The organism is Rhizobiaceae bacterium (assembly GCA_023953835.1).
Classification (GTDB): Bacteria; Pseudomonadota; Alphaproteobacteria; order Rhizobiales; family Rhizobiaceae; genus Mesorhizobium_G.
Map to the genome: position 1 here is coordinate 125,847 of JAMLJB010000004.1, position 23,299 is coordinate 149,145.

The following is a 23,299-nucleotide window of genomic DNA, read 5'->3' on the forward strand; positions in this document are numbered from 1 at the left end:
TTTTCCTCTTTGCCTGCCGCAGGGAAGATCGGATGTCGGCCGATACTTCTGGCGGCCCGGCAAGCACCTTTCCAAGGATCGGGGACACGTCCGGGGCTTATGGACAACCACGCATGTTCAGGACGCTTTTTGCCACCAGTCTCATCCTCCTGCCGATGGTCCAGGCTGCTTCCGCGCAATCTGTTGCAGAAATGAAGGCATGTGTGGATCGCTCGGGCGGTGTTTCGACCGAGATGCTGAAATGCGGCAAGATCGAAATCGACAAATGGGACAAACGCCTCAACGCGGCCTATCAAACGCTGATGCACCACGGCAGCCACGCCGAACATGACAGGTTGCGACGTGAACAGCGCGTGTGGCTCAAGCACCATCTCAACGAAACGCACAGGCTCGCCGCCGATCCCGATAACGGCTCGGTGGCTTTCATCGTTTCTCAAGACTTCGAACTCTCCGATATCAGCCAACGCACGCTGGAACTGGAAAAGCGCGTCGATCAACAGCGTTAAACAACCGCGCTACAGAGCGACGGCTTCCTTCCTACGGGTTCTTGCGTTCCCAGGGATCGCGCTTCCACCGATAACGCAACTGCTCCCGGACACCGAGATACTTGGCCAGATTGACCGCCGTGCCCCCCTTGACGAAGACCGACCCGGCATCCGCTCCCGTCCGATACCTGACGATCCGGCACAGATAGTTCGGCAACGGCCGGTTCACCCGTCGGAGTTCGTGGCAACCCATGATCTGATACTGATAATCATCGCTCAGGGTCTGAAATTGACGGTTCTTCTGCTGCACAGGCCCCAGCCGATACGGCCCATAAGCTGACGACGTTTGCACCAGCTGGCATTCCGAAAACGTCCCATACGCCTTGCATCTTGTAAGCTTCAGCCCCGACCATGGTGGCGGGACGTAATAGGCAAGCGGGACCCGAGACGCACATCCGGCCACAAACATCCCCATCGCTATCGCCGCTATGACCGGAACTTTCATCTAATTCTCCCTTTCGGCCCACTCGTAGCCATCATCCATCAATCCATCGATGATCTGCTTGAATGCGAACAGGCAGACCGGCCCTTCTTCATCGACGCAACTCAACGACGCCAGGCCAATCCCCACCTCTTCCAGTTGCTCCAGCATGGTTGCGATTTCTCTGCCCGACACAGCCGACAGTGCCGACCAATTCTTTTCCGACCTCTGCGCCCCGAACCGGGCCGACCAGGCGTAAAGCCCCGCAGCCAGATCGAGCAGGATATCCATATGGCCCTCAACACCGTCTTCCCTGCTGCAGCTTCCGCGGGCCACCACGGCGAAGGACGGCCCTATCGCCTCATCGAAATCAATGACCGTCCCATCATGAAACTGCGCGACGTCAGCTTCCCTGGAGACGATCATGCGTCTTTCATTGCGCATCGATCGCAACGATCCCCATTGCACGAAATTCTCCATCACCGCCGACGCAACAGTCTCAAGCCCTGTTTCCCCGCCGCAATGCTCACACACGATCCGCAGCTCACCCTCGCTGAACCGCAGCCTGCCTTCGCTCATGTTCGAGACGAATTCGCATCCCCGCCAACTCGCATTCTTCCAGCCGCGCACCACGCCATAGGTTCCGAGCCGCTCGATCTTCCAATGCTCGGCCGCGATCCCCTCCGAGATCTGCGTGTTCGGGCCGAGCACCAGCCCGTATCCATCCGCCTGCGCCCCGCAATGCTGACAATCGTGCTGAAACGGTACGAGATACCAGTCCATCGACCACACCGCGCTAGCGGCCGACACTGTCCTCTCACTTGGCTTCAGATTCGTCCGGCCAGACACTCAACGCCCCTCTTGCCATCCCGCTCGACATAACCGACCCGATCTGCACGGTCCGGGCCGCCAGGTTGACCAACGCCCTCAGCGCATCGCCTTCGCTCGCATTCAACCACGCCGTCGCCAGTTGAAGGACGTCTTCGTTCACCCCTTTCGCCTGGATCGTATAGCCCTTCCCTTCATCGCCGGGCGCTGCCGGGTCCTCGCTATCCGCCAATGTCGACCTCGCATCTGCGTTCTTGATGTCACTAGCGTATAATCCGTTCGACCGCAATTCCAGTGAAGCAAGCAGAATGCGTCCCCAAGCGCGGCCTGACGGCCGCGCTCGCTTCTATATGTCCGTCTCTGCCGGCGATGACCGCTCCGTTAAGTTCTCCTGCCTCCCAGGATTCAAGATTAAGGGAGGCGGCACGAAGTCTTCTACCGTGACCTCTCCCCCGTCCCCATCATCGGACAAAAGACCTGAAATCTGCCATGTCACGAGCGCCCCCACGATCGCTAAGAGCACAAAGAGCACTACGATAACTGACTTGCGCCGCTGCTCGGTCTGCCACCAGAAACGCTTGCTTCTCATGCGCAACGACGTGTCGTTCATCATCAAGGCTGTTCCCGTAACCGCATGTATTGCTTGGTGTGTCTCCGATTCAATCTCCTGCCGGACGGCATCGAAAATTTGTTCGTAGGAGGCTCCTATCAAGCCAAGCATGACTATATTTTCGTAGGCCAGACGAACTATCCGCGCCTCGTCCATCGCCGCCACTTCAAGTTTCCTTTCGGACAAATAAGTCCGTATCGCATGCGACGTTCTTTCTAAGGTAACGAGATTGTCTTCCGCCAGAAGCACTTGATTTATCGCCGTATTCAGCATTTCATGTTCTTTCGTTTTCTGGCGTTGGTTGTATTTCGTCGGTTGGGTTGTTTGCCCGGCGATCACCGAATCAATAGTCAATTTTCGAGGCCGGATCTCCACCGCTGGCCGTCCCGGCAATTCTTCCAGAAAATTACACTACTGTGCAAGTCGCTTTGCGACCGCGCTTACCTCCGCTAAGGCTCCCGCACCCGCTGCGCGGGCGCGATCGCCAAGCTCCCCGAGCCCCGCAAGCGGGTCTCGGCCCTGCGGGCTACAATCGCTCTTGCGACGCCGAGGCCAGCGCTCATGCGCCACCCTTCGCGCCAGGCCCAGCCGAATCTAACCGGCAAATGCGTAAAGGTCCGTCGAAAGACGCGACCCTAAGGGGGGCAAGCCCCCCTTTCCGTCGCAAAGCGCCACCTTGGCGCGCGGGATGCAGCAGCTCGGTCGCATCTGCGATGCAACCGCCATGCGCACCCGCGCACCCGCGCTGACCCTTTCAGCCATCCCCCCTTCTGCCGGCAAGGAGAAGGCCGGGCGTGAGCCCGCCTTCACCCCTATTGGCAATTCCGGAGACCAATATGCCAAACCAGACAACCGGATACCTTATCGATCCGACCGCCGGCGTGCTGTCCTATGTGACCATCCACGATCCCGCAGACCGCTTCGGACACGATACCAGAAGCCAGATGCTCCTCCGCCTCAACGCCAAAGGCCTCGACGTCCTGCCCGTCGAACTCGACGGCGCCGCCCATCTAGTCTGGCATGACGCCCATTGCTTCGAAGGCTACACCTCCGGCCTGTTCCAGATCGACAAGCTGCCTTTCCTCGCCGGCCGCGCCGTCATCTTCGCCGATGACGGCAAATCACCCGAGGACGCCAACGCAACGCCCTTCGGCCTCACCCCGACGATCGCCGCCCAGGATCTCGCCGCCCGTATCACAGGCTACCGGCCCGTCATCATCCCCAGGATGCGCGACGGCTCCCCAGCCGGCTTCGATCTCGCCCTGGAACGCTCCACCCTGACCGTGGCGGCCTCCTAGCCGCCACCGGCCCCGCTGCCTGCTCACCGGCATCAAAGCGCATGAACGAAGATCCCGGCGGGTTGCCCGCCGGGACTGCTCTGTCGATACCCTCCACAACTCATTGTCGATCCCCACATGGGGACTGCTCTCGCCAGCGTGTACTCGATTTAGGTCTCGCCATTTCCGATCCCGCGCGAAGCGGGGGACTGCACAGCAACCACACCGCCAGGCTCCGTCGCCAAAGGTTATCGATCCCCACGAAACGGGGCACTGCCCTGTCTGCTCCAAGCGTGAACTCGCCATCATGTATTTTCCGACCCCGCGATCGGGGCTGCCCGATTCGCCACCATCCACACCAGCCGACCGGTCATGTTGTCGATCCCGCCAATAACGGGACTGCGCCACCGGCATCGATCCAGCAAGCCCACAGGCCGAGGACACTTGGCGTCCACCTTACTGGAACGCCGACAATCGTGCCCAATGCTACATTCCCGTTCGTGAGCGCTTCAATTAATCCACGCCGTCCACGGCATCCTTCAGGTTTCCCGGAAACGGAAGGTCCGGCAGGCCGGGGCGGAGACCGCAGCGCAATCCCGGACCCGCCGCGCCAGGCCGAGACCCGCCAACATTGCATTGGCGATTCCGGCCGATTACACTCTCGTCACATGCGCCTCCTCGCCCTCATCCTTGCCGCCCTTTCCCTCCTCAGCCCGATAACGCCGGCACTGGCGCAATCGGGCGCGTTCCCGATCTGCTCCTACGGCAAGCGGACGCAGTGCGTCGTGGATGGCGACACGTTCTGGCGGGGCGGCCAAAAATATCGGCTGAAAGACATCGACGCCCCCGAGATCGCCGGCGGCGCAAACTGCCAGCAGGAATATCAGACCGGCGTCGCCGCGACTTACATGCTGCAGAGACTGCTTGAATCGGGCATCGTCTCCATGACGGCCTTCGGCCGCGATCGCTACGGACGCACGCTCGTGAAAGTCGAAACCCGAATGGGCGACGTCGGGTCGGCCCTCATGGACGCCAGACTTGCCCGATCCTATGGCCACGGCCGGGCGCCGTGGTGCTGAACAACGGACGGTCAGCCGACCCGCCGTCAGCGATCGGCTTCTTCGGGCGCCTGTTCGGCTTCCTCTTCTCGGCCGGCCTGTTCATCCGCGCCGTCTACTGGATTCTCCCGACACGCGAGACCCTCCTGGAACCCGTCCGTCTCCTGTGGCTCGGGATCGGCGGTCCGCTCCTCCTCCTGGCCATCTATCCGGTCGCAATCCTGGCCTACGACACGCTCCTGCATTTCGTGCCGAAGCCGCTCAGGCGCGTCAGGACCTGGAAGGAACAGACACGCCGGCAGGCGGAAGCGAACGCGGCGCTTGCCGCGTTCACCTCCATCGGGTTCACAATCGTCGTGCTATTGCTGCGCTGGCTGATCCCGCGCGTCGAGGATCCGATCGGCCAAACCCTGTTGTTCTGGAGCTACCGGCTGACGCTTGCCAGCCTGGCGCTATCCGCCGGCGCCGCCCTGCTCGGCTTTTATGTCGCCAGACAGCGCTTCTACCAGCGATAGTTCAACGACTGTTCATGCGCGCGTTTGTCTTCTTCCATATTGCGCGCGCCGATGGCGCCGTGGATGGCGGCCATTTGCCACTCTTCTTCTTTTTTGCGCTTTTCTTCTAGCGCTTTTAGCGCTTCTGCATGGCGCGCTCTTTTAAGTGCCTTCTCCAGCTCCGGTACGGTGCGCGGGATCGATTCCTCTCCCTGGAACAAACCGAAGAACGACGGGATCGCGAAGACGAGGAGCAGCTTCAGCCAGAAGCTTCCCAGGAGGATTTTATAAAAGCCAACAGCAATGGACTGTCCCCACTCCCAGCCGTAAGCGCTCGATGCAGCCCACAAAAGCAGCCACCCGACGAAGCCCACCCAGGCGAGAAGCATGACGAGGCCGGCAAGCATCCAGAACGCCAGCGCCGTGAATTTGATCGTACGGTACGTGTATTTGATGGCCGTGATCATCTGTGCCGCCTCTTCAATTCGGCCGTGTTTTGCGCACCAATTGCAGCCGCGCCATTTAAACGCGCTTGCACTGTCGTGTAATTTTCATTTATAGCATTTTCTCATCGGTTTCAAAAGGACCGAACTCAAAATGCGCGCGATCGTGCCGACTTGCATTGCTGTCCTCGCGGCCTCGGCCGCGCCCGTCGCTGCCCAGAAACCGACGGCGCCGAGCCCTGCCAAATTCGTCGAATATTACCAGAATGCCTACGCTAACGGTCGCGACCTGATACCCGGACCGCAGCGGCCGCTGGATCCGACCAGCCTGGCAACAGGCCTCAAGCTCGAAACCGTCATTCCCGAGGCCGCATTGACCGGCAACGCATTCGCCGAGGAAGACAACACCGTCATCAAGCTGGCCGGCGTCCAGGGTTGCCAGTCCACTAAACAGCTCCAGTTCGGCGATATGAAATCATCCTGTACCATGATTTCCCTCGCCGGCCTCAATGCCGCCCTGCAAACGGCGGCGGCCCCCGCAGGGGGTGCCTTCCCGTGCCATTTTCTTGGCATGAACACCGGAACGCCGGCGGTTCATTTCGCGGAATGCTTCTTCATCGGCGCCGACGACAAGGCTCAATCGCTGTCCGAATATCTCATCCGGCGCGGCCTGGCTTTTGCCGCCCGCACACCGAACGGCACGGCACTCTTTCCTGAATACGCGGCGGCCGAAGCCGCCGCCGCCAAGGCCCGCGTTGGCATTTGGGCAAACCCCTCGTTCCCTCACCCCTATGGCGAGCGGTTCCGACTAAACCAGATGAATTGATGCGAGTTGCCTTAATCATGCTGATCGTCACCGTCGCTGGTTCCCTCGCCTACCTCTACGCGGTCGGGCTGCCGAACATTGACGAACCTCCCAGGGCCAAGGTCATCCCTGTACAAGCGCAGGCCGAGAGCAGCCAGGCCCCCAGGAACGCCAGCAAGTTCGTGCCCTTCCCGGCGACGGCTCAATTCGAAACCGGCGACAGCTGGATCGCCGATGGCAAGCGCTATCGTCTCTACGGCCTGCAGGCCTGCCTGCGCGGCACCTCGGTGACGATCGCTGCCGGCGTCAAGCGCGATTGCGGCGAGCTCAACCTGATCATGGCTCAGGCCATTATCCGCGACAGCAAGCCGGTCTGCACCACGATCCGGGAGCTCGACTCCAACAATCTTCTCGTTGTCTGTCAGACAACGACGGGGAAAACGGGTTACGACCTCGCCACCTACATGATCGCGCAAGGATGGGGCTTTGCCGCCACCAACGCGACCGGCCAGCTCATCGTTCCCGGTTATCGCGTGGTCGAGCAAGGCGCGCGTGAGGCGCGAGAAGGTCTCTGGGCCTATTCCGATCTGCCGCATCCGGTGTCCATCCTGATCGGCCGTAACAAACAGCAATCCTCGCAAAACGCCGCCAGTCAACAATGACCCACGTCAAAGCCATCTCGTTCGTCTTCTTGCTCGCGGCCACGCTGCCGGCCAGCGCGCAGAGCTCGGCCGACGCGACGCTGCCAAGGCAAATTTACGGACGCGTGCAAGTGCTCGACGGATCCACGGTCGAGTTCGTCAAACCGAAGAAGCTCGTGCGCTTCGCCGGCTATCTTGCGCCTCGCCTCGATCAGGTCGCCACGACGGACAGCGTCGAATGGCCCGCCGGACAGGTGGCGCGCGACTGGCTGATCCTGCGAACCCTGAAACATGACGTCAATTGCGCCCCGGTCACGACCGACTCCAACGGCACCATTCTCGCCCACTGTTTCGTCGAAGAGACCAATCTGGCAGCGACCGCGATCGCCGAAGGGATCGGATACGCGTTCAATTATCCTGGCGAACCGCAGGTTCCGGCCTATTTCGATATCGAGCGACGCGCGCGCGGCCTCGGCTTCGGCATCTGGTCCGATCCGAAACTCGCCCCGCCATGGAACTACAAACCCGATAAACCGGCTGTTCCCCTGGCGGGCTCGACGCCGACGGACACGCCGGAACCTGGCCTTCCCCTTCCACCTCCCGCTCCAGGGCAGGCCGACAATTCACCACGAGGCTAAGATGAGAAAGCTGCTCTTCGCCCTCATGATCACCATAGCCGGCACGCCATTCGTATCGCCGGCATCGTCGCAGACTGCGCAGCAGCAGCCTGCTCCAACCCAAAAATTCGATCCCGATCAATGCGGCGCCGGCGGCATGGGGTGCCAGCCTCCTGACGTCCAGGAGTGGGTGGCCAAGGGCATGGAAATATCAAATCTCCCCATGGTTGCCCTTAGTTACTATGCCGATGCCTGCGTCAAGCACCCGGACTGGAAACATGATTGCGAGACCGATCCGCGAAAGGTCCTGCGCCGAATCGGCATCACCGACTTTTAATGAGGCAATAGTCCCAATGAACCAGACAGTTACTCTCAGCCTTACCGGACTCGTATCGCTGATCGTCGGCGCGGCCGGCAGCTACGCCTACACAAACTCGATCCAGGCGAACAAGCTTGCCGATCTCACCGGCCAGATCGCAACGCTGCAGAAGAAGGTCGACGACTACGAGGCGGCCGCCAAGGTGGAAGCCCCCTCTAACGAGGAAGCGCTCGCCGCCGTTCGCAAACGCATGATGTCCGGTAGTAGCTTAACGAAGGCCAACATCGACCAGTGCCAAAAGGACAGCCTTGCCCCCGGTGCCGTCACCTGTTCGCTCACGGTCTCGGACGACCAAAACCTCACTTTCCGCAAGGTTTTTCACTTCGTTAAAATCGACGGCGTTTGGACAGCGCAGAATTGATGCAACAAGGAGAGACCCCATGAAGCCCTTACGATACCTGCTTCCGGCTATCGCGGGAGCCGTCATCAGCCTCACGGCCCACGGCGCCAAGGCCCAGGACGCCTCTTTCGGCTGCAAGATCCTGCTATGCGTCGCTTCCCAGAACCCTTCCTGGCAAGGCGTGCCCTACTGCGTGCCGCCCGTGCTGAAACTGCTGGCGATCCGCAAGGTCCACCCCGGCTATTGGCCCTCCTGTCCAGAGGCAGGCACCGGCAAGCCGGGTTATGCCCAATATGAGGATTGCCCGCAAGGCTGGAGCCCCTATTCAGCGCCGGGCGACCGGCCCGGCCAATTCCGCGAGGCCGCTCGTTGCCGTATCGACGCCAGCCAACTGCCCCAATCGGTCAGCTACAACCGACAGCGCTACGGCGGCGGCGATGGCGGCAGTATCATCACGGCAACCGTCCAGATTGACGGCAAGCCCATTCAAGCGCACATCGATCGTGTCTTCGATGATGGCCGCGGATATCGGACGAACACCTATCTCGACATCCCGCGCCCGAGGCGCCCCGATCCCTGGTACTTCGATATCCGCAACAAGGACACCGGCAAGGTCCAGCGCTTCTTCTTCAATCTGAGGCACTGAGACTTTCCATCGCCCATCACGCAAATGCCCGCCATTTCGGCGGGCATTTTCAATTTCGAGAACCGATCTCCCGGACCTTACCAGCTGGCTACCGCCTCCGTCCCCGACGTGGGCTCAGGCGGCTTCGAGCGCTTCTTGCGTTCGCGCGCGGGTCCGTCGCTGCCGCCCCCATTGTCATCATCGTCCCCATCCTCGTTCTTGATCAGGTCCGATGCGGCAATCCCGAATTCCTTGGACATGCGATTGAGCATTGACAATCGAACGTCCCGCCGGCCCCGCAAAACCTGGGACATATAGCCTTCCGTCACCTGAAGGCGCTCCGCCATATCCTTGTTGAGAAGCCCTTGCTCATCGCGAATCCTGCTGAGCACCTTGCTCAACCGTCGATGCAATTTCTCGTCGTCCGCTACCTTGCCCAAACCTGCCTTCCGTCCACCCTCTCCCCGATGACGCGGCATCACGATCCTTCGCTTTCGTGCCCATCCGCCGCAAAATGTATGACTCCGAAACCCGGCGAAAGATAGCCCCGGCCATCATCATCTTCGGATATCATTAGGTTCAGTTCCATCAACCGTTCAGATGAATTTGTGACGCGGCCTTGCTAAGCCGGCTTAATCGCCATGCCTGATTCCGCCGGATCCTAACACACTATCCCATAATTCTACCATAGTGTAATCCGTTATGGACAGCACCGGGGTGAATCACGTACGGTCGCAACTCAGCGTATACAACGCTGGTTCGACAACAACACATTCATGGAGACAGACGAGAGCGCAAAAAAAAAGCCCGGCATTGCCGGACCTTCTTTTTGGGAGCTTTTCGTAGGGTGGCAACCCGAACCCATATTTTCAGAATTGCGAGCTCTGAAAAAATCTTGGGTCCATCCTACGAAATCTCTTCCAAAGAATCAATAGCTGCGCTTCAGGCGCCACGGGTTTTTTTTGCCTGCGTTCCCGCACCGCAAGGAAAGGGGACAACGATGTATCTTGGCCTAAGACCAGCCACAGCCGCCCACGATCAAGCGGCCGAAGTCGCGCGCCAGTACGGCGGCGAGCATATTCGAACGAAAGCCGAAATCTGGGCGATCTGGGACGACGTGATCCCGACGTTCAACCTGAATGCCAGCGCGCGCCAGCTCCTCGACTTCCTGCTGCGCGTCACAAGCGACAAGGACTGGTCCGATCCGGCACATCCGCCGGTCGCCTACCCGTCAAACCGCATCATCTGCGCCCGGCTGTGCATGAGCGAACGCACCCTCGCACGCGCCACCAACAGCCTTATCGACGCCGGCCTGGTCGCCATGAACGACAGCGCCACCCGAAAGCGCTATCGCGCAAGCGACGGCACCGCCTACGGCTTCAATCTCGCGCCTATAGCGGTTCGCTACGCCGAGTTGCAGGCTCTGGCCGCACGCATGTCGGCCGAGCGCCAGCAGCGCCACGAGCTTGTCTCCCTGATCGTTGCCACCCGCACCGCCATCAAGCAGAAGCTCATGGCCGCGACCGACGATCACCCCGATGCCCCTGACTGGCCGGATCTGGCCACTCACCTCGATCAGATCATCAATCGGTACGGAGATCTGGCAAGACGGCCGCGCCGCCACATCCACGCCGACCTTGCCGTCCTGGGGCAGCTGCTGGCGGAACTGCAAATGCTCGATGATCGCGTCGATGCCGCCAGAGACGAGCATGACGACGATGCTTCATGCTCTGAAAATGTGACGGCCGCGCCTGACAATTTGGACGGCAGCCACATAGACAACCAAGCATTCCATCCACAATCCTGTCAAAAAAGTGGAGCGGCCTCCGGCCGCAAGCCGGGAATGAAAAGTGCGCCGGTCATCGAGGTCGCGCTTGTGCTGGACGCCTGCCCGATTTTACGCGAGTATCATTTTGGAAGGCTGCGCACGATGCACGATCTGGTCGATGCCGCCGCGAAAATGCGCCCAGGCGCCGGCATCAAACAAGAATTCTGGGCCGAAACCTGCGAAACGATCGGCCGCGCGCCGGCGGCGGTCCTGCTCGCGCACGTCCTGCAGCGCCAAGCCGACGGCGAGATCACCCGATCCGCCGGCGGGCTCTTCCGAAACCTGTGCGATCGCTATGCCGCCGGCAGCCTCAATCTGCGCCGGCAACTGCAATCCCAGGCCCGCAAGATCTTCTCGCGTCATTTGAACTGAGCCGTCATGCGCATCGTTCTTCGCGGCACCCCAGCTTACCACGTCGACCAGATCACGGCCGGTGAAGCCGAGGCGCTTCGATCCTGGTACGGCCATTCCTCATCCGCCGAGCAGGACGCCATTGCGCTCGCCGTCATTCGCCGCGCCAAAACCAAGGATGGCTGGATCGAGTGCGATTGCATCGCAGGCGACTTCAAACCCCTCCTCGCGCCGCAACAGCAAGAGCGGACGTTTACTTTGCGGCGGCTCACGCCCGCCGACGGCGATCCCCATGCGCGCGTCGATCGACCGAACCATGCTGATAATTGCCCGTTCCACGTCGACCGCGACTTCGAGCCACCGGCACATGATCGCGCCTTCAATCTGCGACCCGTGCGCCATCGCGACACGGCCTATATCGACGCATTGCCGGCCATTCCGTCCCGGCTCGCCGACCCGAACCGCACCCCTCCCGACCGGGACCGTGAACGTAACGACCGTCCCTCGAAGCTCGCTATCGTGCTTTGGCGGCTCATGGATGCCGCCGCCGTCAATGTGCTCAAGGCGCTTCAGGACCAACCCTCCCCTTACCGTCTGAAGGACCAACTCGCCGCGCTCCACAACGCCGGCGTCAATTGGCGTGTCACGCGCACCTGGCGCTTCAGCGCCTTGTCGACCACCTGGGCAGGCGATTACAGAGACAAGAGTTCCCGGTTCCAGCGCTTGTTGCGCAAGTCGCGCAATGATTGGGCGCCCAACCAGCGCCGCACCGGTTTCATGATCCTGTTTGCTCCCAGCGTGACCGAAAAGCTCATCCGCCCAGCCGCCATCTCGGAACCGATCGAGCTTCATTCGCGCGTGCGCCAGCCACTGCGCGGTGATCCCCGACGCCGCGGTCCCTATCTTGTGATAGCCAACACCGATTTCGGCGACGAGGACGACGGTGAACTGCGCGCAGTGCAATCCTATGCACAGCCCGTCTTCAACGGCGATACGCTGTTTCCGGTCGAATCCGGGTTCGAGCGCGATGTCACCGATCTGCTGATCTGGCTTCAGAAGTCCCTTTTCGAGGCCGCCCCGCGACTTCGCATCACCATCACCAAGCCGCTCTTTGCCATCTCGACGCCGAAAGGTCTCTGCCGCCCGGATTTTATCCTTGAAACGGCCTATGGCTACCATCCTCCGGTTCGCCTGGTCATCGAAGCCATGGGCATGGATACCGACCAATACCTCGAAGCCAAGGCAAAAACGCTGCCGCGCATGGAGGAAATCGGGCCACTCTATGAAATCACGCCGGACGACATGGGCCGGAGAAACGCCCAGGCGCTCGGCGCTGATCTGCAGCACTGGGTGCTCGAGCACGCTGCTTTCCGTCGGCTTCGCCTGTTCAATGAGTAAGTCTGACTGCCCTAAAAAATGGCTCAGGCCAGCGTTCGAAAAGCCGCTACGAGATCCTCCGGTCTCATGCACTCCGCATCTGCATGGAGCAGTTCCGCCAGATACATCGCCTTTGCCCGACGCTCGGCAGCGGATGATACAACCGCCTCCGCAACAACTGTCAGTGCAAGCTGCTCATCTTTTGAAAGCCGTTCCATCCGCAGGGCGGAAAAGCGGTCGGCTTTGCGGTTCTGATCGCAATCGCGCGCGAAACTCACCAGATCGCGCACTTTGCGGCGATGCGCAGCTATGACCGCATCAAGACCATCGCCCACATCTTCCGCCGAATTCGTGCTTACAAGTTCGAGCCGCATGAGCGAACTACTACGAAAAGTTGCAAAAAAGGAAAGGGGCGTTTTCCCTCCTAATTTTCCCCGGACTTGCCCCTCTCCTCCAGTCTGGCTATTTTTCAGATCGGGGCGCTTACACCGCAGTGCTATTTGCATGGTGGAGGATGGATCGCGCTCTCGTCATCGAAGATGAAGACCTTATGCGGCTGATGGTCATCGACATCCTGGCCGAGCATTATGACGGCTGTTACGTGGAAGGGGCGCAAACGCTGGAAGAGGCGCTCTCGACCATCGGCAGCAATTCATTCGATCTGGTGATCATCGATCCCGGTCTGCCGGGATTCAGGGTCGACGTCGAGGAAGACCGGCTTCACGTCGTCTCGCGGATCGTCAAGGCATCACATGGGGCCAAACACATCGTCTTGACCAGCACTGACAGCAAGACGGAGGCAGGGGCAATGCTGAAGCTCGGCATCAACGGCTATCTGGCAAAGAGAGGCCTGTCGCGCACACGACTCCTGGCTCAGCTGGCCAAGGCCACTCCCGGCAACTTCACCGTACAGTTGGCCGAGGAGTTGGCCGATACTTCTTCGCGACCTCGGCAATTCAGCCTCACGGATCTCACGCGGCGGGAACGTCAGGTGATGGAATTGATGATGGAACGCCCAAAAGGCCAGAAACGAAAAGACGTCTACCAACTTGCGGCCGAAATATACAAGATCGAGCCCTCGACCGCCGAGCAGTATTTCAAAAGCGCCATTCGCAAACTGCGAATGCGCGGACACCCTCTTGGAGACATATAATTGGTCGTACACGACATCCATCTTCCGCTAAGCCGAGATGACGTTTCCCCGGTCATCTGGGACGAGCTCGTGTCCGGCCGCTATGAGGCGAAGGAAGTGAAAGCCATCAGGCGGTCCATTCTAGTCACCGACCGCGTGCTGGAGCTCGGCGCCGGCCTTGGTATCGTCACCAGTGTCATCGCCTCCCTCACAGACGCAACCGTGCGGGCTTACGAGGCCAATCCAGCTACCGTTGACCTCGCAAAACGCATCATCGCCTCCAACGATGTCGACAACATCCGGATCGAAGCTGGCCTGCTGACCGCTGGCGCTCCACGCAGCTACGACTTTTACGTCCGCCGCGATCTGTGGATGTCGTCCCTGATCGCGGAGCAGGGACCATACGAATCCGTCATCACCCTTCAATCGCGCGATATCGATCGGGAGATCGACGCCCACGAGATCAATGTCCTGGTCATGGATATCGAGGGCGCCGAGCGCGAGCTGCTCCGAGACGCCAAATTGAATGGCGTCGAGCGTATCCTGCTGGAGCTGCACGATCACCTCTACGGTCTCGAAGGGGTCCGCGACATCATGCATAGCATGACCGCAAAGGGCTTTGCCTATGATCCTCGCGGATCCAGCGGCCCGTGCGTGCTGTTTTCCAAAGACTACCGTCCACGCACATATCAGGCAGGAGACGACCTCGAATGAAGGCATCTGCATTTGCGGCAATCGGCATATCGATCATGGTCGCAACATCCGCCCAGGGTGCAAGCGTCGACCCGGAGTCGTTTGCAATCGAAGACGCCAGCGGAAAAACCGTCAAACTATTCTCGTCGAACCAGCTCCGCACCGAGTTCAAGACTGTGACGATCACCACAACAACGCCCTGGAGCACCGACGGTGCGAAAATCCAATGGCGCGGCCCGCCGCTTCTCGACCTTCTTCATAGCGGCGGCCTGGACACGCTCTCATCGGTCCAGATCGTCGCCTACGACGATTTCATTTCGGATATCACGCTCGACGAAATACGGTCATATGGGCCGATCCTGGCACTCGAACGCAGCTGCACAAGAGCGGACGTCACCAAGGGCAAATGTCAGGCAGGTCAGCAATTCAGGGCGATCGACCTCGATGAGAAAGGCCCGCACTTTATCGTGTGGCCGCTCGACAAACTCCCCTCCTCCTATGTCCCGGCCAGAAACTCGATCTGGGTCTTCTTTCCCGTTGCCGCTCGGCCATCGCCACAATGAGCCTCCCCCGACTCTCGCCGTTGATGCTTGTCCCGTATCTCGGCCTTATCGTCGCTCTCAGCCTTGGAGCATGGTCCTACTTCCGCGCGGATCAGTACCGCCTGAAATCGGAAGAAATTCTCAGCGAGACCTATGAAATCCAGTGGCGCGTCGCCCAGGTCCGCGAGCGGCTCATCCGTGTCTCAGGCTACCTGCAAGTGGCCGACAAGGCCGGCATTCTGGACCCCGACATTCACCGCCAAATTCAATTGATCGACGTCAATGTGAAGCAGCTGTTGGCGCTGCCCTACGTCGAAACCTTCATGCCGACACGAGAGCGGCAGATGCTGAAGGAGCTGAATTCAAGGATCAATGCCGAAGTTGCCCCTACGCTTACAGCTCGGAAGAACTTTCCGAATGCCCTTGCGACCATGCAGGCTCTGGAAAAACAAATGATCGAGATATCCAGCTCGACGGTCAATCACAGCTCGACCCTGCAGCAACAGACCCTGATCGATATCGCAGCTACTCGGAATTGGTACTACTTCGGCATTGCCCTTGCCCTGGTCGCGATCTGCGCCCTGGCGCTGCATCAGCGTTACGTGCTCAAGGATCGCCATAACAAGCAAATGCGGTCGCTCGCTGTCCTCTATCAGCATATGACCCATACGCGTGTCAGCGCCTTGCGTCTCTTCACCGAATCGCTTGGATCGCGGAAGCCCTCTCCAACGCTCGTCGAGGCCGCTCATCGGACAGCAACAGAACTCGAAACGATCAACGATACGCTCCTCGCCATCACGGCGGCCAGGCGCGACAATCAGACGAAACCCCTTGGCGACATTCTGTTGCAGCTTAGACAGAACGACGCCGACGGTCTCATCATCGACGTGAGCCCCGCCGCCCGCGATCTGCCGATACCATCCAGGCTCTTTATCCTGCTCTTGAGCGAACTCGTGTCGAACGCCCGCACCGCCGTCAACGGCGTTGCAAACGGCTCGATCACGATCCGAGGGGACGTCAAACCCGCTCGATTATGGCGGGGGTCTGAACTCAATCTCGAAGTGACCGACAACGGCCGCGGCATGTCGCCTGAGATTTTAAGCAAAGCCCGGACCCCATACTTTTCGACCAAGTCCGGCCGCCATATGGGGCTCGGCCTGACCAGCTGCACGGAAATCGTCGAAACGCTAAGAGGCAAGCTCCGCCTACACTCCGCCATTCAGAAAGGAACAACCGTTCACATGCGGCTTCCTGTAGAAACCGCGCGGTTCTAGGCCGCTTCCCCTCGCTTTCGCGAGGATTTAGCGCGTCGCCTCCGCGGTTCTCCCTCTCCCCATTTGTCTTCGAGCAATTCGTACGCCTCGATCCCGAACTCTTTCGACATTCGGTTCAACATCGATAAGCGCACGTCGCGCCGGCCATGCAGGACCTGAGACATATACCCTTCCGTCACTTTAAGCCGCACGGCCAACTCCTTGTTCATCAGGCCGTTCAAATCCCGAATATGAATGAGTGCCTTGCTCAAGCGCTTGTGCAGCCGCTCATCGTCATTCCAGTCTGCTGCAAAATCTGCCTTGTGCTTGCCATCACTTCGATGTCGCGGCATTCCAAATCACCCTTTCAAGCCCAAACGCGTTATGACTCGAACCGATCTTCGATGTAAGTGCCTTGCGTGCAGATTCCTTTGGCGAAAATAGGGTCTTTCATCCGATTCGCACCAACCTCCGGGTGTTCCCAACACCATCAGAGACAGAGGCAGGCCGGTCCAGCGACCGGCCCTTGAGGAAAGAGAGAGGCTCTTCCAGGCCGGCGCCTGATCCTGAAAGGCCCGCGCCATGACCCTCTATTGCGCAAAAGAATTCTACAATGACGGCCGCGTCCATGACGATCGGCTGCTCTACGTCGCTCCGAACGGCGAGAACGTCTTCGTGCCCGACGGCTTCGCCGCCAATCAGAAGCTGCCGCTCGCCCTATTCACCGAGAGCGGACACGCCATGGAAGCCTCCCGACATGCCAGCATCCGCGGCGGCACCCTCAATGTCGAGGAATTCACGCCCGACCCGGTAATCCCGGTGAGCGAGATATCCTGGCTCGTCGGTCGGATACACGTTTCCACGACGAACGAGGATCTGTTCGATGACTTCAAGCGGCGCTCCAATAAAGCCACGCCGGCGACCGTACTCGAGATCTGCGCCATCGCGCTCGCATACCACCGCGCCAACCAGCACCTGTATCGCGTCTTTGCCTTTTGAGGATATCCTTATAGAATATACGGATATGAAAAGAAGGATGGCCAATGCCGCTCGACATCAAGGTTTCTACCGTCGACGAACTGGCTGAACAAGTGCGCGTGCAACTCGGCGCACGCACGAAGACAGATGCGGTCAGGACAGCTTTGCGACACGAACAGGAGAGAGGTGAAGCCGAGGTGCCTCTGCGCCAGAAGTTTGCGGCGATCCGCAAGGAATTGCGAAACGAACTCGGGCCGCCGCCCCGCGACCTCGACATGAAAAAGATCATGGACGATCTGTGGGAGCATGGCGCATGAGCCTCGTTGACGCCTCCGTCTTCTGCGCCATCCTCCTTGAAGAACCTGGTTACGAAGAATTCGAAAAACAGCTCCAGGGAAGCCAAGGCAATGCTCTAGGTCACCCCGATGGTGCGCTTCGAGGCCGTCACGGGCTGCATGAAGGCGTATCTGGCCTCTGAACATTAAAGGGGCATAGATATACGGTAGTCTGCGGATTGGGTGCGGAACCGGCCTTTATGAGGTGCTTTCGCAAGGCAGATTGACAGGACGCAACCCATCGAGCAGGGCGGCACAGGCATCCACCAAATCGTCGAAATGATGTAGCAGAATGTCGGGCGCAAGTTCGGCCGCTGGGATCTCGGTATAACCGAAGTTGACCAGGATCAACGCCGTTCCTGCGGCTCTCGCGGCTCCGGCGTCGGTATCAGCGTCACCAACCATGACAGTGCGGGCCAGATCGCCGCCCACGGCGTCTACGGCTTCGATCAGGTGCGCGGCGTTAGGCTTGGGCGCTGTGACGGCGTCAATGCCTACCACACCGTCAAATAGTCCCATCATGTCTAGTTTGGTCAGTAGACTACGCGATAGATCTGTAGGCTAGTTCGTGCAGACCACCAGCTTGGCACCTGCCGCCTTGAGAATTCTTAGGGCGTCGATGACACCCGGAAACGGCAGGCTCTCATCCGCGATATGGGCACTGTAGTAGCTGATGAAACGACCGAAAAGGGCCGCGGTGCGGGCAGCTGGTTCTTGCTCTCCGGCGATCTCAAGTCCCCACTGCAATAGCCATCGCGCTCCGCGGCTGATGAAGGGTCGGCTCTGGTCATAGGTCAGGGGATTGAAGCCCTCCGCAATTAGAACTGCGTTCACTGCCCCGATCAGGTCAGGGGCCGATTCGACGAGAGTTCCGTCAAGGTCGAAAGCGATGGTCGTCCCGTAAAAGACGGCAAGGTCGGTCACAGGACAGGCTCCTCTTTAGGCAAATGAATTCAAAAATGTGTACGCCGGTGCAGTGCAATCCCAGCAGGCCCCAGGGGAATGTTGGGGCGATGGCGCACGACCGAAAATTCATATCTTTGTGGCCTTGCGTCGTTCGAGTAGCTTTTCTCCATCTGCTCGCAACTCACCTTTTGGCCCGACAAAACGATAAAGGGTTTGCCTGGCAATGCCGAGTTCTTCGCAGAGATCGGCTACTTTCGTCTCGGGCTTCCCCATCGCTGCTTGGGCGAGCCGCAGTTTGGCCGGCGTCATCTTAAATGGTGCTCCGCCGTTTCGGCCACGCGCGCGGGCTGCCGCCAACCCTGCTTTCGTCCGCTCGATGATCAATGCCCGTTCGAACTCTGCGAGCGCGGCGAATATCCCGAACACGAGCCGCCCATTGGCGGTCGAGGTGTCGATCGACGCGCCTTCGCCAGCCAACACTTTCAGTCCAATGTTCCGCTTCGTCAAATCGTCGACTAGATTGACGAGGTGGCGAAGGTCGCGACGCTAGAGCGCGAAGTGGCGAGGCAGGCATGATCACGCGACGTGCGGTGCTCACATACTTTGCGGGAGTGCCTCTTGTCACGATTTGGAAGGATGGAGCGATGGCAGCAGAGTGGACGGCGGAGAGCTTCGAGGCTCACATCAAAACTGTTTTTGATGAAATAGAGGCCAAAGCGAACACCGCAAGTTCGACAGCCCAAATCGGTCCGTTGCGAGAGCGGTTGAACAGAGAATGGCTTGGTGCGAAGCCCGGCGCTTTTCTGCCACCCGAGGTTTTCAATCAGCTCAGAACGCGGCTCGGAGCGGTCGAGGACGTTCTAACCAACCGCTTTGTCGAATTGAGAGATGCCGGTGGCGCCCCCCAGGCAGATGAGCGGATCGTTATTGAGCGCGATGGCCCGACGGTCGCGACATTCTTTTACGCACGGCACTATTCGAACGAGCAAAAGCCATGGGATGTCACGATAGCCCAACAGGCAATCCGATCGACAGAGCAGCGGCTTAGGATAGAATTTCCACGGATCCTGCGCGATCTCTACATTCTCCAGAATGGAGGGCATACCGATTTCTATCTGTCCAGCAACGAGAAAGACCCACCCTATGAATTCGGTGGCTCGTCGGACGCGGATACCGACGAAGCTTATAATATCTGGCTGTCAGCGCTTCCAGGTATGGATATCACGCCGCTCGGACGCCTGCAAACTCTTGGCAGTTTCTCTGATGGCATAGACTTCGGTGACGCGGATGACGCTTGGCGCAGCTATATTCCCGGCATCGATCATCTCATACCGATCAGCAGTCATGGTTCGGACATCTGGCTCTGCCTCGACTATCGCGAGGGCCGCACGGTGCCCAAAATCGTGCTGTTCGATGACACCAAAGGTGAACGCTCTGGCAAGAACATGTTTGTTTATGAATCTCCTGATTTCGCGACCTTCTTCGCAGGGCTCAGACGCCACGCGATTACGGTCGAAAACGGAGTGAGAATGCGTGGCTTACGCGCGCTCGCAGGAGGCAACTGAAGGGCATCCCTTCGAGATTTGGTGTATCGGATGCGCTCCGCGAAGCCACAGGGCAGCTGAATGAGCGCTACACGACGGTGCCACATAGCGCTGATAATTAGTGCCAAATAGCGATCAAGGTCACAGGCAACGCCAAAGCCTGTAGATTGTCACATAACCCGTCGTGCAAAGTAAGCTCCGTTAACAGTTATCTCCGGTCTTTTTGTGACAGACGGAGAACCAATGCCCCGCCGCATGATTTTGACGGATGCCGATCGGCAGAATTTTCTTGCCCTGCCCACCGATGACGACACCCTGATCCGGTACTGGAGCCTTGATGAGGATGATCGTCGCCTACTCGAAACGCGGCGGCGCAACGACACCCGGCTTGGACTGGCGCTCCAGCTTTGCGCGCTTCGTTATGCGGCAGCGAAGAAGCACCGCCTGCGGCTAATCTACAAGGGTGATGATTTCAGCCTTACCGATCTCGCCTGAGCGCTCCCGATCCGGCTGGCGGCCGTCAGCAGCCGCCCCCGCCCTCCCTCAACCGTCGAGTAAAAGTCAGGCCGGCCCGCAGTGACGGGCCGTCGTGGGAGAGAGAGGCTCTCCTCCGGCCCTCACCAGAGGAGCCGTCCATGCCTTCGACTAAATCGACCAAGCCGCTCACCGACATCTATCAGCGCGTTACCGACGCGATCATCGCCCAGCTCGAGGCCGGCGTTCGACCATGGCATCAGCCGTGGGGTGCAATCGGCACGTCGCACCGACCCCTTCGCCATAACGCCGTTCCCTACCGCGGCATCAACACCGTCTTGCTCTGGATGTCGAGCAACGCCAATGGTTTCTCCTCGCCCTACTGGATGACCTATCGCCAGTCCCAGGAAATCGGAGGGCAGGTCCGCAAGGGTTCCAAGTCCACCCTTGTCGTTTACGCCGGAGCCATCGAACGTTCGGAGGAAGCCGACAACGGCGAAGAGGTCGAGCGCCGTATTCCCTTTCTTAAAGGGTATTCAGTCTTCAACTGCGACCAGATCGACAATCTCCCCGAACGGTTCTACCCCGCCCCCATCGTACAGACGCCGGCGAAGGAACGCATCCCGCACGCCGACGAATTCTTCAAAAACACCGGCTCAATCGTTAAGCACGGCGGAGACCGCGCCTATTACATGCCCTCCGGCGACTTCATCGCCATGCCGGTATTCGAGGCGTTCGAATCGGCATCTTCATATATTTCCGTCCTCGGGCATGAGCATGTTCACTGGACCATGCACGCCGATCGCCTCGCCCGCGATTTCGGCAGCAAGAAATGGGGCGATGACGCCTATGCCCTGGAAGAAGCCGTGGCAGAGACGGGCGCTGCAATGATTTGCGCGGATCTCGGCATCGAGGACCATCCGCGCGAAGACCACGCGGCCTATATCGCCAGTTGGATCAAGTGCCTGAAGAACGACAAGCGCGCCATTTTCAAGGCCGCTTCCCACGCTGAACAGGCCGTACGGTTCCTGCACGGCCTGCAGCCCGCCTCCGATCAGCGCCAGAACGCCGCCTAGATCATTCTCGCCCGCTCATCACACCGAAAACTCAAATGAGGAGCGCCTGCCATGGCCAATTACTACACGCATTTCTCCGTCACGCTCGACGTCAAAACGCCCGAGAATGCCCTCGCGGCCATCCAGCTTCATACCTATTCGCTGCAGAAGGAGACCAACGAGCCTTACGCCGATCGTTTTCGTCTCGAACCCTTCTGCGACAACACTTCGACCCTGTGGATCTACGATGAGGAGTCCGGCAGTGCCGACGCAGTGGTCGACTTCGTGCTGCTCTGCGCCGAAATGTTCGATCTTAATGGCTTGTGGGGGTTCGAGACGGCCGAAACATGCTCGAAACCCCGGTTCGACGCCTTTGGCGGCACTGCCTATCTCATCGACCTGACCAGACGTGAATGCGTCGATAGCATCAGCACCAACGCCTGGCTGGCCAATCATCTCCGTAACAATACCGGAGACCGGCCATGACCGTCCATAAGGCGCACCGGAGCGCATTATCCGTGCCGAGGCCGAACGCCGCACGAAACGCTGTCACCTTCGGTCAACTCGAGCAGCTCGCCGGGATCGGCACATCCGAGGAAGAGCGCTACGCGTTCTGGAAAACGTTTGTTCCCTACGGCGCCAATGCCCTCGATGCCGCCCGCGACGAACTCTATCGCCGTATCGCGGCCCGTCTTCCCGCTAAACCATAAGGAGACTTCAACATGACTCACAAGGTCGCTCTGCGCGAGAATGCGCGCCGTCGTTCAATGCTCGAAACGAAGATGCGCTACGACATCATGCTTAACGGCGTCCGCTTCGGCGAGCTCTGCTACAATATGCGCGGCTACATCGGATATCTGCCCCTGCCCGACGGGCGCAAGCTCGACATAGGCGAACGCCCGCTTGCGGCGTTCCGGCGCGAGATCGCACGCATCAATCGCGAGGCGCGCGGCACCTAGCCAGCTTTCACGAAAATCACCCCCACCAGCCCGGCCAATCGAGCCGGGCTTTCTGTTTCAGGAGACCAGAAATGCCATACGTTACCGAATCCCGCCCCGCAGAGCTGTTCATGGAACACAAGGGCGTCGAGATCTATCACGTCTACAGGAACGACGACCTCCACGAGGGTCCACGCACCTATTGGTTCGCGGTCCATGATGACGGCCAGGACGACAATGCGCACGGCACCGACGGCGTCTTCGATGTCCGTTGTCTCCCTGATCCCGGTAATTCGCCCCCACTCGCTGATCAGCCTCCCTTCATTGGCGCCGACCAGGGAAAGGAACTCGGTTTCGCCTCCTACCACGAATGGAAGGGCAGCGCCGAGTACAAGCGGCGGCGGCAGCTCTGGCGCGACTGGCACGAAACCATCGAACCCCAGGCCATCAAGAGCACGATCCGCCACGCGATCGAGATCGGCATCATTACGACGCATGGCGTCCAGGCCGATACTGAAAATGAGGACGCTTGACCGATGGCCCGGCGAACCCCTCCCGAATTTCAGGTCGGCGATCGCATCGCATACGCTGTCGCCTTCATTCGATCAACCGGCCAGCAAGCCGGTCCCGCGCCGTTCATGCGCGCCACCGTTACGGAGATCGGCACGCCGGTCTCCAAATCCGCCGGCTCCCACATCAGCTTCACAACCGACGGTGGCCAGGAAAGCGGCGGTCTGGCCTGCAACTTCACCCTGGTGTCGCGCATCGCCATCGATGCCGCCCTGAACCCATGAGCAATAGAGAGGACTA

At 59.6% G+C, this 23,299-nt stretch carries 34 protein-coding genes and 3 pseudogenes; 27 read left to right on the plus strand and 10 right to left on the minus strand.

Translation table 11 applies throughout. The annotated features are described in order from the left end of the window. The first annotated feature begins 113 nt into the window (after positions 1-113). Positions 114-506, plus strand: a complete 393-nt coding sequence (locus M9924_21880) for a lysozyme inhibitor LprI family protein (protein ID MCO5067020.1) — start codon at positions 114-116, stop codon at positions 504-506. A gap of 31 nt (positions 507-537) precedes the next feature. Here M9924_21880 and M9924_21885 read toward each other — a convergent pair whose 3' ends face one another. The 4 genes from M9924_21885 to M9924_21900 all read right to left on the minus strand — a co-directional run bounded on the left by M9924_21885 (position 538) and on the right by M9924_21900 (position 2,758). Further along, complete coding sequence (locus M9924_21885) at positions 538-990, minus strand: hypothetical protein (GenBank protein MCO5067021.1); 453 nt, start codon at positions 988-990, stop codon at positions 538-540. Further along, positions 991-1,776 (minus strand): hypothetical protein, encoded by a 786-nt coding sequence (locus M9924_21890; GenBank protein MCO5067022.1) that lies wholly within the window; start codon positions 1,774-1,776, stop codon positions 991-993. Between the two features lie 7 nt (positions 1,777-1,783). Then, positions 1,784-2,026, minus strand: a complete 243-nt coding sequence (locus M9924_21895) for a hypothetical protein (protein MCO5067023.1) — start codon at positions 2,024-2,026, stop codon at positions 1,784-1,786. 114 nt (positions 2,027-2,140) lie between these two features. Further along, positions 2,141-2,758: a hypothetical protein gene (locus M9924_21900; protein MCO5067024.1), complete on the minus strand. Its 618-nt coding sequence runs from the start codon at positions 2,756-2,758 to the stop codon at positions 2,141-2,143. A gap of 482 nt (positions 2,759-3,240) precedes the next feature. Here M9924_21900 and M9924_21905 point away from each other — a divergent pair, with 482 nt between their 5' ends. The 3 genes from M9924_21905 to M9924_21915 all read left to right on the plus strand — a co-directional run bounded on the left by M9924_21905 (position 3,241) and on the right by M9924_21915 (position 5,254). Next, positions 3,241-3,702 carry a hypothetical protein gene (locus M9924_21905; GenBank protein MCO5067025.1) on the plus strand — a complete coding sequence of 154 codons (462 nt, stop codon included), beginning with the start codon at positions 3,241-3,243 and terminating at the stop codon, positions 3,700-3,702. Between the two features lie 647 nt (positions 3,703-4,349). After that, positions 4,350-4,760, plus strand: coding sequence for a thermonuclease family protein (locus M9924_21910; GenBank protein ID MCO5067026.1), 411 nt, complete (start codon positions 4,350-4,352; stop codon positions 4,758-4,760). After that, a complete protein-coding gene (locus M9924_21915) occupies positions 4,754-5,254 on the plus strand; it encodes a hypothetical protein (GenBank protein ID MCO5067027.1) in 501 nt (166 codons plus the stop codon). Before M9924_21910 ends, M9924_21915 begins: the two co-directional genes overlap by 7 nt. Here M9924_21915 and M9924_21920 read toward each other — a convergent pair. Continuing rightward, positions 5,242-5,700 (minus strand): hypothetical protein, encoded by a 459-nt coding sequence (locus M9924_21920; GenBank protein MCO5067028.1) that lies wholly within the window; start codon positions 5,698-5,700, stop codon positions 5,242-5,244. The genes M9924_21915 and M9924_21920 overlap by 13 nt on opposite strands. Before the next feature lie 130 nt (positions 5,701-5,830). Between M9924_21920 and M9924_21925 the strand changes: the two genes are divergently transcribed. From M9924_21925 to M9924_21950, 6 genes are read left to right on the plus strand one after another with little or no spacing between them, the layout of a single operon-like run. Then, the gene (locus M9924_21925) at positions 5,831-6,502 is read left to right on the plus strand and encodes a thermonuclease family protein (GenBank protein MCO5067029.1); all 672 of its coding nucleotides are present in this window, start codon (positions 5,831-5,833) and stop codon (positions 6,500-6,502) included. 17 nt (positions 6,503-6,519) lie between these two features. After that, positions 6,520-7,143 (plus strand): thermonuclease family protein, encoded by a 624-nt coding sequence (locus M9924_21930; protein MCO5067030.1) that lies wholly within the window; start codon positions 6,520-6,522, stop codon positions 7,141-7,143. After that, positions 7,140-7,760, plus strand: a complete 621-nt coding sequence (locus M9924_21935) for a thermonuclease family protein (protein ID MCO5067031.1) — start codon at positions 7,140-7,142, stop codon at positions 7,758-7,760. Before M9924_21930 ends, M9924_21935 begins: the two co-directional genes overlap by 4 nt. A gap of 1 nt (position 7,761) precedes the next feature. Next, positions 7,762-8,076, plus strand: coding sequence for a hypothetical protein (locus M9924_21940; GenBank protein MCO5067032.1), 315 nt, complete (start codon positions 7,762-7,764; stop codon positions 8,074-8,076). A gap of 16 nt (positions 8,077-8,092) precedes the next feature. Continuing rightward, the gene (locus M9924_21945; protein ID MCO5067033.1) at positions 8,093-8,479 is read left to right on the plus strand and encodes a hypothetical protein; all 387 of its coding nucleotides are present in this window, start codon (positions 8,093-8,095) and stop codon (positions 8,477-8,479) included. A 19-nt stretch (positions 8,480-8,498) separates the two neighbouring features. Next, entirely contained in the window at positions 8,499-9,104 is a 606-nt protein-coding gene (locus tag M9924_21950; protein ID MCO5067034.1) for a hypothetical protein, read from the plus strand. 77 nt (positions 9,105-9,181) lie between these two features. Here the strand turns inward: M9924_21950 and M9924_21955 are convergent, their stop codons facing one another. Further along, a complete protein-coding gene (locus M9924_21955) occupies positions 9,182-9,523 on the minus strand; it encodes a helix-turn-helix domain-containing protein (GenBank protein ID MCO5067035.1) in 342 nt (113 codons plus the stop codon). Between the two features lie 560 nt (positions 9,524-10,083). On the opposite strand from M9924_21955, the gene repC reads away from it, so the two are divergent. Next, on the plus strand, positions 10,084-11,283 hold the full coding sequence (gene repC / locus M9924_21960; protein ID MCO5067036.1) for a replication initiation protein RepC: 1,200 nt from the start codon (positions 10,084-10,086) through the stop codon (positions 11,281-11,283). Positions 11,284-11,289: 6 nt separating this feature from the next. Further along, positions 11,290-12,660, plus strand: coding sequence for a hypothetical protein (locus tag M9924_21965; protein MCO5067037.1), 1,371 nt, complete (start codon positions 11,290-11,292; stop codon positions 12,658-12,660). Between the two features lie 23 nt (positions 12,661-12,683). Here M9924_21965 and M9924_21970 read toward each other — a convergent pair whose 3' ends face one another. Further along, positions 12,684-13,145 (minus strand): hypothetical protein, encoded by a 462-nt coding sequence (locus M9924_21970; GenBank protein MCO5067038.1) that lies wholly within the window; start codon positions 13,143-13,145, stop codon positions 12,684-12,686. A 44-nt stretch (positions 13,146-13,189) separates the two neighbouring features. On the opposite strand from M9924_21970, the gene M9924_21975 reads away from it, so the two are divergent. Genes M9924_21975 through M9924_21990 form a run of 4 tightly spaced genes read left to right on the plus strand, consistent with a single transcriptional unit; the run spans position 13,190 to position 16,280 of the window. Continuing rightward, a complete protein-coding gene (locus tag M9924_21975; GenBank protein MCO5067039.1) occupies positions 13,190-13,792 on the plus strand; it encodes a response regulator in 603 nt (200 codons plus the stop codon). Further along, entirely contained in the window at positions 13,793-14,485 is a 693-nt protein-coding gene (locus tag M9924_21980; GenBank protein ID MCO5067040.1) for an FkbM family methyltransferase, read from the plus strand. A gap of 35 nt (positions 14,486-14,520) precedes the next feature. Next, entirely contained in the window at positions 14,521-15,027 is a 507-nt protein-coding gene (locus tag M9924_21985; GenBank protein MCO5067041.1) for a hypothetical protein, read from the plus strand. Next, entirely contained in the window at positions 15,024-16,280 is a 1,257-nt protein-coding gene (locus tag M9924_21990) for an ATP-binding protein (GenBank protein ID MCO5067042.1), read from the plus strand. Before M9924_21985 ends, M9924_21990 begins: the two co-directional genes overlap by 4 nt. Here M9924_21990 and M9924_21995 read toward each other — a convergent pair. Further along, positions 16,277-16,612, minus strand: coding sequence for a helix-turn-helix domain-containing protein (locus M9924_21995; protein ID MCO5067043.1), 336 nt, complete (start codon positions 16,610-16,612; stop codon positions 16,277-16,279). The two genes, M9924_21990 and M9924_21995, sit on opposite strands and share 4 nt — an antisense overlap. A gap of 229 nt (positions 16,613-16,841) precedes the next feature. Between M9924_21995 and M9924_22000 the strand changes: the two genes are divergently transcribed. From M9924_22000 to M9924_22010, 3 genes are read left to right on the plus strand one after another with little or no spacing between them, the layout of a single operon-like run. After that, entirely contained in the window at positions 16,842-17,258 is a 417-nt protein-coding gene (locus M9924_22000; protein ID MCO5067044.1) for a hypothetical protein, read from the plus strand. 44 nt (positions 17,259-17,302) lie between these two features. Further along, positions 17,303-17,554 carry a type II toxin-antitoxin system VapB family antitoxin gene (locus tag M9924_22005; GenBank protein ID MCO5067045.1) on the plus strand — a complete coding sequence of 84 codons (252 nt, stop codon included), beginning with the start codon at positions 17,303-17,305 and terminating at the stop codon, positions 17,552-17,554. Then, positions 17,551-17,715 (plus strand): hypothetical protein, encoded by a 165-nt coding sequence (locus tag M9924_22010; GenBank protein MCO5067046.1) that lies wholly within the window; start codon positions 17,551-17,553, stop codon positions 17,713-17,715. The genes M9924_22005 and M9924_22010 overlap by 4 nt, the downstream gene beginning before the upstream one ends. A 55-nt stretch (positions 17,716-17,770) precedes the next feature. On the opposite strand, the pseudogene M9924_22015 reads toward M9924_22010, so the two are convergent. Both M9924_22015 and M9924_22020 read right to left on the minus strand, forming a co-directional pair. Then, positions 17,771-18,406: pseudogene (locus tag M9924_22015) on the minus strand (HAD-IA family hydrolase). Between the two features lie 198 nt (positions 18,407-18,604). Then, positions 18,605-19,021, minus strand: a pseudogene (locus M9924_22020) (recombinase family protein). Between the two features lie 101 nt (positions 19,022-19,122). Here M9924_22020 and M9924_22025 point away from each other — a divergent pair. The 8 genes and pseudogenes from M9924_22025 (at position 19,123) to M9924_22060 (ending at position 23,283) form a co-directional block, all read left to right on the plus strand. Further along, entirely contained in the window at positions 19,123-20,043 is a 921-nt protein-coding gene (locus tag M9924_22025) for an SMI1/KNR4 family protein (GenBank protein MCO5067047.1), read from the plus strand. A gap of 222 nt (positions 20,044-20,265) precedes the next feature. After that, positions 20,266-20,445, plus strand: a pseudogene (locus M9924_22030) (DUF4158 domain-containing protein). A gap of 212 nt (positions 20,446-20,657) precedes the next feature. Beyond that, positions 20,658-21,572 carry a zincin-like metallopeptidase domain-containing protein gene (locus M9924_22035; protein ID MCO5067048.1) on the plus strand — a complete coding sequence of 305 codons (915 nt, stop codon included), beginning with the start codon at positions 20,658-20,660 and terminating at the stop codon, positions 21,570-21,572. Positions 21,573-21,623: 51 nt separating this feature from the next. Then, positions 21,624-22,037: a hypothetical protein gene (locus M9924_22040; GenBank protein MCO5067049.1), complete on the plus strand. Its 414-nt coding sequence runs from the start codon at positions 21,624-21,626 to the stop codon at positions 22,035-22,037. Next, on the plus strand, positions 22,034-22,261 hold the full coding sequence (locus M9924_22045) for a hypothetical protein (GenBank protein MCO5067050.1): 228 nt from the start codon (positions 22,034-22,036) through the stop codon (positions 22,259-22,261). Before M9924_22040 ends, M9924_22045 begins: the two co-directional genes overlap by 4 nt. A 12-nt stretch (positions 22,262-22,273) precedes the next feature. Further along, positions 22,274-22,510 (plus strand): hypothetical protein, encoded by a 237-nt coding sequence (locus M9924_22050; protein ID MCO5067051.1) that lies wholly within the window; start codon positions 22,274-22,276, stop codon positions 22,508-22,510. A 71-nt stretch (positions 22,511-22,581) separates the two neighbouring features. After that, on the plus strand, positions 22,582-23,022 hold the full coding sequence (locus tag M9924_22055; GenBank protein ID MCO5067052.1) for a hypothetical protein: 441 nt from the start codon (positions 22,582-22,584) through the stop codon (positions 23,020-23,022). 3 nt (positions 23,023-23,025) lie between these two features. Further along, positions 23,026-23,283 carry a hypothetical protein gene (locus M9924_22060; GenBank protein ID MCO5067053.1) on the plus strand — a complete coding sequence of 86 codons (258 nt, stop codon included), beginning with the start codon at positions 23,026-23,028 and terminating at the stop codon, positions 23,281-23,283. The last annotated feature ends 16 nt before the right edge of the window (positions 23,284-23,299 follow it).

Coding starts and splice junctions, on each gene's coding strand:
- M9924_21935 (MCO5067031.1), top strand. CDS start 7,140: ATGACCCACGTCAAAGCCATCTCGTTCGTCTTCTTGCTCGCGGCCACG.
- M9924_22055 (MCO5067052.1), top strand. CDS start 22,582: ATGCCATACGTTACCGAATCCCGCCCCGCAGAGCTGTTCATGGAACAC.
- M9924_21950 (MCO5067034.1), top strand. CDS start 8,499: ATGAAGCCCTTACGATACCTGCTTCCGGCTATCGCGGGAGCCGTCATC.
- M9924_21995 (MCO5067043.1), bottom strand. CDS start 16,612: ATGCCGCGACATCGAAGTGATGGCAAGCACAAGGCAGATTTTGCAGCA.
- M9924_22060 (MCO5067053.1), top strand. CDS start 23,026: ATGGCCCGGCGAACCCCTCCCGAATTTCAGGTCGGCGATCGCATCGCA.
- M9924_21970 (MCO5067038.1), bottom strand. CDS start 13,145: ATGCAAATAGCACTGCGGTGTAAGCGCCCCGATCTGAAAAATAGCCAG.
- M9924_21910 (MCO5067026.1), top strand. CDS start 4,350: ATGCGCCTCCTCGCCCTCATCCTTGCCGCCCTTTCCCTCCTCAGCCCG.
- M9924_22005 (MCO5067045.1), top strand. CDS start 17,303: ATGCCGCTCGACATCAAGGTTTCTACCGTCGACGAACTGGCTGAACAA.
- M9924_21965 (MCO5067037.1), top strand. CDS start 11,290: ATGCGCATCGTTCTTCGCGGCACCCCAGCTTACCACGTCGACCAGATC.
- M9924_21975 (MCO5067039.1), top strand. CDS start 13,190: ATGCGGCTGATGGTCATCGACATCCTGGCCGAGCATTATGACGGCTGT.
- M9924_21930 (MCO5067030.1), top strand. CDS start 6,520: ATGCTGATCGTCACCGTCGCTGGTTCCCTCGCCTACCTCTACGCGGTC.
- M9924_22035 (MCO5067048.1), top strand. CDS start 20,658: ATGCCTTCGACTAAATCGACCAAGCCGCTCACCGACATCTATCAGCGC.
- M9924_22025 (MCO5067047.1), top strand. CDS start 19,123: ATGGCAGCAGAGTGGACGGCGGAGAGCTTCGAGGCTCACATCAAAACT.
- M9924_22045 (MCO5067050.1), top strand. CDS start 22,034: ATGACCGTCCATAAGGCGCACCGGAGCGCATTATCCGTGCCGAGGCCG.
- M9924_21905 (MCO5067025.1), top strand. CDS start 3,241: ATGCCAAACCAGACAACCGGATACCTTATCGATCCGACCGCCGGCGTG.
- M9924_21920 (MCO5067028.1), bottom strand. CDS start 5,700: ATGATCACGGCCATCAAATACACGTACCGTACGATCAAATTCACGGCG.
- M9924_22000 (MCO5067044.1), top strand. CDS start 16,842: ATGACCCTCTATTGCGCAAAAGAATTCTACAATGACGGCCGCGTCCAT.
- M9924_21940 (MCO5067032.1), top strand. CDS start 7,762: ATGAGAAAGCTGCTCTTCGCCCTCATGATCACCATAGCCGGCACGCCA.
- M9924_21925 (MCO5067029.1), top strand. CDS start 5,831: ATGCGCGCGATCGTGCCGACTTGCATTGCTGTCCTCGCGGCCTCGGCC.
- M9924_22010 (MCO5067046.1), top strand. CDS start 17,551: ATGAGCCTCGTTGACGCCTCCGTCTTCTGCGCCATCCTCCTTGAAGAA.
- M9924_21990 (MCO5067042.1), top strand. CDS start 15,024: ATGAGCCTCCCCCGACTCTCGCCGTTGATGCTTGTCCCGTATCTCGGC.
- M9924_21985 (MCO5067041.1), top strand. CDS start 14,521: ATGGTCGCAACATCCGCCCAGGGTGCAAGCGTCGACCCGGAGTCGTTT.
- M9924_22040 (MCO5067049.1), top strand. CDS start 21,624: ATGGCCAATTACTACACGCATTTCTCCGTCACGCTCGACGTCAAAACG.
- M9924_22050 (MCO5067051.1), top strand. CDS start 22,274: ATGACTCACAAGGTCGCTCTGCGCGAGAATGCGCGCCGTCGTTCAATG.
- M9924_21885 (MCO5067021.1), bottom strand. CDS start 990: ATGAAAGTTCCGGTCATAGCGGCGATAGCGATGGGGATGTTTGTGGCC.
- repC (MCO5067036.1), top strand. CDS start 10,084: ATGTATCTTGGCCTAAGACCAGCCACAGCCGCCCACGATCAAGCGGCC.
- M9924_21880 (MCO5067020.1), top strand. CDS start 114: ATGTTCAGGACGCTTTTTGCCACCAGTCTCATCCTCCTGCCGATGGTC.
- M9924_21945 (MCO5067033.1), top strand. CDS start 8,093: ATGAACCAGACAGTTACTCTCAGCCTTACCGGACTCGTATCGCTGATC.